Below are 5,649 nucleotides of genomic sequence, written 5' to 3'. Positions count from 1 at the left end.
ATTCAGCCCCGGCTAACTCCTCAGCCTCCCGGCGTTCTGCATCGCTAATAAGCTCGCGACGCAACTGCAAGCTTCTCTTCGAGCTAGTTCCATCCACTTCCTGATCGATTGCATAGTAAATGGCCCATCCTTTTACTAAATCCTGATCCACTTGACAGATAGAGTCCCTCTCGGGCTCCATGTAGCAGTTCCCAAGCCACTGCCTGCCATTGATATGTCCATTATCAGATGCTTGTACATACCAGTGCCAGGCATCTTCATAACGCTCTAGGTTAGCTAGGACGGATGCAAGCTCATTCATCGCTGGCACATAGCCCTGCTCCGCCGCTTGGCGGAGCCATTCCTCCGCGGCGCCAAGCCGGCGGCTATTGGTCAGATACCAGCCGCGTCCGCTAAGGATCTGCCGCCCCAGGAGGGTCTGGGCCTCGGGCTGACCGGCCTCGGCGGCGCGCTCCAGCCATTCGCCGGCCCGGCGCGATGCCTCGAACATGCGCTGGATATGGTACATCGCCAGCATGGCATCGGGATCGCCGGCCTCGGCCTGGGGCTGGGTAATGGCCAGGGCGGCATGGTGCCAGTCCTCGAAGCCCTCGGGGCAACGATCGCCGGCGGTGCAGGCGCCGCCTCGAAACAGCTGCAGCATGGAGTATGCATCGCCTTCCGCTGCGGCTTTTAAATACCACTCCATGGCTGCCCGGGTCAGCCCCATCATCTGCTGTCGCCGCTCCGCCTCTCCCATGTAATACATGGCCTCGACATCGCCCGCTTCCGCGGCTTGCCGAAGATAGGGCATGGCCGCCGTGGAGTGCCCGATATTATAGAGCCGCATCCCCTCGTCTTTGGCGGCCTGGGTCTCGGGATTCAGGGCCCAGGCGGCGATGGGCAAGCTTAATACCGCCATCAGCAGGCCGGCTTTTACTGTCTTGCGCATAAGATTAGCTGTCCGTATCTGCATAAACGGCAAAGGTCCCTCTAGGAGATGTACGTAGCTGGCAGTAATCATCTACCTCTTGGCCCAATCGATAAGAGATATCATCATATCTACCTTTGGCAACACCAGCCTCATCACTTCCGGCACCATCAAGCTTCATAAACTGATCCAGCCGATAGCGATTCTGGCAATAGGCCGTGCCCCAGCCGTGCGCCTCGTCATAGGTGCCATCCAATGACATTCGCGCCACCGCACGCTCGAAGAGGTGCTGAGCCTGGGCGCGGTCGTAGTGGTGGCTGGTGGTATAGCCCTCCTCCAGCCAGCCCAGGCAGTTGTCGATGGCGATCTGCTGCAAGTCGATGGCCTGGTCGCGTTCGTCGCTGGTATAGCCGCGCCGGCCGGGCGGGGTCGCCAGGGTATTGAGTAAGGGCCCTAATGCTTCTGGGGACAGGTTCCTGATCCAGGTAGCTAGCTGAGCCGCTTGTTCAGGGTTGCCTGCCGCATCGACAATAGCGTAAGCGATCACCCCCGCCCGCTCACCCTGGGTCATCAGGTCGTAGAGACGCTGGATGCCGTCCAGGCCGCGGGCGGCGAGCAGGCCGATATTGAGCAGGGTGGTGGCGCCCAGGTAGGCCAGCCGGCTCATGGCCTGGAAGGCGTCGCGGTCCACCCAGTCGACGAAGGCGTAGTCGTTGTCGCGCAGCGCCTGGCTAAGCATCATAAACCACAGGTCCAGTTGCTTGAGGTCCAGTTCCATGGCGATCTGGCCGCCCACGCCCAGGCCCGCCACGACCTTGGCCTTGAAGTAGGCGACGAACTTGCCCTGGTGAATCCCCAGGCGCAGGCCGAGCTCGCCGCTGATACCGCCGGCGGCCTCCAGGCCCAGCACGGCATGGCCCAGGCTGCGCCAGGCGGTGAGTTCGGCCTGCTGGTTGCTCAGGGTCAGCCAGTCGCGGTCGGCCAGTTGCGGGAGTTGCCGGGTGATATCGGCCGGCGGCGCCCAGCGCATGCTGCAGCGCGTGTTGACCCCCACCTTGGCACCGAGAAAGGCCTTGAAGACGCCTCCCTCGGCTTCGCGCTGGACCCTGTCCAGCCCGGTGAGCTTGAGGCCATTGTGATCGAAGCCCAGCCCGGCCTCGGCGGTCAGCGCCAGGGTGGCGCCGGCGAAGCCCTTGGCGACCGCGGCCACTTGCAGTGAGTAGCGGCCTAGGTTGCGGATCTCGTTCTCGCGTTGCGTCAGTACGGCTTCGAACGGCTGGGCATCGCGCTCGTGGGGAAGGTGCAGCGTCCCCAGGCTGATCTCGCCACGCGCCAGGCTGTAGGTGCCCTTGAGTTCCAGCTCCAGCTTGGCAGCGCCGCTGGGGCGGGCGTCGTGGCGTTCGGAATAGCGCCAGGGCGTACTCACGGAGCCAACACCTCCCAGGTCGCGCTCGATGCTCCCTTCATCGCGGTATTCACGCTTGGTGGATAGCGCGGCGCCGGCCTGGGAATCGCCTTGCCACTCGAAGAACTCCAGTGATGCCTCGCGATCGATCAGGGTCACCGGTTCGTCGAGGTGGATATCCAGCGCCTCGTTCAAGGCGGCGTGGGGCATGCCCACCAGGCGCAGCATCTGGGCCTGGGCACTGGCGTCGAACAGGCGCAGGCGCTCACGGCTGGGCCCGGTGAAGAGAATGCGCTGCAGCGTTTCCGCCCAGGCACTCTTGGCCTCCTCCTGCCGCAGGGAAGCCACGTCATGCCCCTGGGCGTCGAGATAGTCGAAGAAGGCCTCGGGGCGGAAGAAGCCGAGCCGCTCCTCGAACCAGTCGGCGCGTCGCTCGATGCGCTCGCAGCCACGCCGGGCCAGCCAGTTGGACAGGGCCGTTTCATTGGCCTCCCAGAGGGTGGCCGGCAGCACGCCGTCTTGCTCCAGGTCACGCAGCAGCGCCGGACGCTCCGCGTTGCGCACGTCGCGCAGCAGGTGGCGAAGGCTAACATGACTCAGCGCCTGCTCGGCACGCGGCGAGCTAAACTCGCGCAGCGGGAAGTCCTTGCGAACCAGGACGTCGATGACCTGGCGGCGATACCCCAGCGCATGGCGCTGATCGCTGATATCCGCTTGCCAGAACAGCACCCGCCGAGGCCGCATGCGTTCCACCTGTGACTCGGCCAGCTGGTAGAGCACGTCCAGTTGTGCCACCAGCCGATTGAAGTCCGCACGCTCCTCCTCGAAGAGGTGGATGGGCAGTGCCGTGCGCCGCGCGGTGGCCGTGGCCCACTGGTCGAGCTTGGCCTCTATCTCCTCGAACAGTGTCGAGGCCTCCTTCAGCCGGCAATTGTAATAATCGAATGCCTCGAGACCGGGCTCCAGGTCAAGGGAGGTGGCGTCTATCGATGCATCGGCCAGGGCCCACTCGGGCGTGGCGACCCCCAGGGTGGCCAAGGCCAGAATGCTGTCGCAATAGGCCCGCTGGTCGGCATCGAGACGCTCGGCTTCGCTACTGATGAAGTCGCCGATGACGGCGCAGCGCGAGGAGTCCTTGGGTGACATCGACTCGCAGTCGGCGAGGAAGGCCTGGTATTCCACCAGCGCCTGGCGCACCGGCAGCAAGGTGCCCGGCTGGTCGACGGAGGCGGTATCCTGGATGACGGCGGCCCGGCACTGCCGATAGGTTTCCAGCGCCTGCTCGATCTCCGCTTCCCAGGGCCCGTAGTAGCCGCTGCCTTCGAGGAGATAGCCCTGTTGCCTGGCTTCACGCCGGCCCTGCTCGCGTAGCACACTCATGGCCAGGGTGGCGTCGTCGCGAGCCCGCAGCGTGTGCTGGTACTGAATACCGGCGTGCTCGCGCTCGTGGGCATTGCGCCGGCCAGGCGCATGCATGGCGCGGTACCACTCGGCGGCCTCGGCCTCGAGCCTGACGACATCGTTCTCATGCTGTTCGTAGCGTTCCCGCTGGGCCTGGCTCAGGAAATTGATCGGGCTGGCGGGCAGGAAGCACTCCAGCAGCCCGGCCTCCCCGTTGAGGTGCTCCAGGCGCTGGATGGGGTCTTCCACGCTCACCCAGCCGGCCAGTTCCTCGGCGGCATCATGCAGGGCCCTGGCCACCTCCTCGGTAAGCAGCCAGAAGGTGCCGGTCCCGGTGAGATAGAGAATGTCGGCCCAGGGGGCCACTTCGCAGGCCATCGGTTCGGAGGCTTCCTGTCCCCCCTCGTACGCAGGTGCCTGGAACTCGGGCAGCAACAGCGGGGCACGTTGGCTGCCAGGCCGTGTGTTCGATGTCATGAGAGGCGCTCCAATTCGCCGGTTTTTTGCACTGCGGTGAGGCTCGGATCGACCAAAATCGCTTGAGCGTCCCGCCAGGTGGCATCACTGGCCTGACAAATCAGCGGCAGCAGCCGTGTCTTGTCCCGCCCGTGCGTGATGCCACCCGTCGCAAGACGTATCAGGCGCTCCAGCCATTCCGGCGGCAGCGCCGGAAGCGGCGTCTCGGTCGCCTGGCTGAGCCACCAGGCACGAGCGCTCTCCTTTAGAGCGAGTTCCAGCTCTTGGGTCAGCGGCAAGGCGTCGGCGTTACCGAGGCTATCGGCGGGCTGCCAGGCCAGCCAGTGCCGTTGCGGGGTCGGCGTGACGACCTGCCCCAGCGGCCCACTGAACTGGGCGTAGGCGGTGTCGCTGCCGGCGGCCAGCAGCGCCGTCCCGGCGGCGGGATCCTGAATATTCACCAGCGACTGGCCGCCATGAGGGTCGTCGAGCACGAAGAAACGCCGCAGGTGATCGGCCAGGTCATTTAGCGGGGTGGCGTGTGCCGGCTGGAAGGCCCAGCCCCGGCGCTCTCCCGTGCATAGCGCACCGAGGGCCTGCCAGGCCTCGCTGCCGACCTCCAGCTCGACGAGCCAGGGGCTCGCTTCCAACAGTGGCGCCAGGGGCGTGCCAGCGAACAGGGTCAGGTAGTCGCGCCAGCCGGGCTGGCCCACCAGGGCGGCGCAGGCCTCGGGATAACGGCGCGGGTCGAGCACCAGATAGGCCGGCCGCCGTGGGTCGACCCAGGCCGCCAGCTCCCCGCTGCCCCGGGTGCGCTCGGGAAGGCGGCTCAACCAGCCAGGCATGGGCAATCCTCCCGGGCGCACTGGGTGTCACTGATCTTGCCGCACAGCGGCATCAGAGTGGCCTCACTCAGTTGGAAGTCCTTGAGCCTGGGCAGGACCGTGGGCGGAATCGCCTCGTGGCGCTCCGCCACGGCATGCCCCGGCAGCAGCGGGGCCTCGGCGGCCTGGCCGCTGCCCGAGCCGGGGCTGCCGCCGGCGTTGATCTTGACGCTGGGGCCGACGAGGGTCACGCCGCCGCCGTCGAGCTTGAGGAAGCTGCCGCCGGCGTTCAGGGTCAGCTCGCTGCCCGCCTCCAGCACCACCTTATGGCCGGCCTTGATATGCAGTTCGCGGCCACACTCGCTGAGCCAAGCCTGGCCGGCCCGGACGTGCAGGCTGCCCTGGACGATCAGGTGCTGGCTGCCGTCGGTCTGCTCATGGCGGTTGCCGTGGACGCGGTGGTGGTCGTCGTTGTCGATTTCGGCGAGGCGGTCGTTCGCGACCCGCAGGTAGCTATCGTGGCCGATCGCTTCGGTGCGGTCGTTATGGGTCAGCAGCTCCAGGTCCTTCTGGGCATGCAGCCAGATCTGCTCCTGGTCGGCCTGGTCCTCGAAACGCAGCTCGTTGAAGCCCTCGCCCTGGTGGCTCTGGGT

General features: G+C 65.9%; 4 protein-coding genes. All 4 read right to left on the bottom strand.

Features of this window, described 5'->3' with window-relative positions; genetic code table 11:
- Positions 1–931, bottom strand: a 931-nt coding sequence (locus IHD13_RS17855) for a tetratricopeptide repeat protein (protein ID WP_195862387.1), incomplete at its 3' end; no start/stop codon positions are given.
- Between the two features lie 4 nt (positions 932–935).
- A complete protein-coding gene (locus IHD13_RS17850) occupies positions 936–4,193 on the bottom strand; it encodes a hypothetical protein (RefSeq protein ID WP_195862386.1) in 3,258 nt (1,085 codons plus the stop codon).
- On the bottom strand, positions 4,190–5,017 hold the full coding sequence (locus IHD13_RS17845) for a DUF4123 domain-containing protein (RefSeq protein WP_195862385.1): 828 nt from the start codon (positions 5,015–5,017) through the stop codon (positions 4,190–4,192). The genes IHD13_RS17850 and IHD13_RS17845 overlap by 4 nt, the downstream gene beginning before the upstream one ends.
- The coding region (locus IHD13_RS17840; RefSeq protein WP_442786577.1) for a bacteriophage T4 gp5 trimerisation domain-containing protein at positions 5,002–5,649 on the bottom strand (648 nt) is incomplete at its 5' end. The genes IHD13_RS17840 and IHD13_RS17845, both read right to left, overlap by 16 nt.

Origin of the sequence: Halomonas sp. 328, from assembly GCF_015645095.1 — a bacterium.
Lineage (GTDB): Bacteria > Pseudomonadota > Gammaproteobacteria > Pseudomonadales > Halomonadaceae > Bisbaumannia.
The sequence above is the reverse complement of the archived record's forward strand: the minus strand, read 5'-3'. Positions and strand labels throughout refer to the sequence as shown.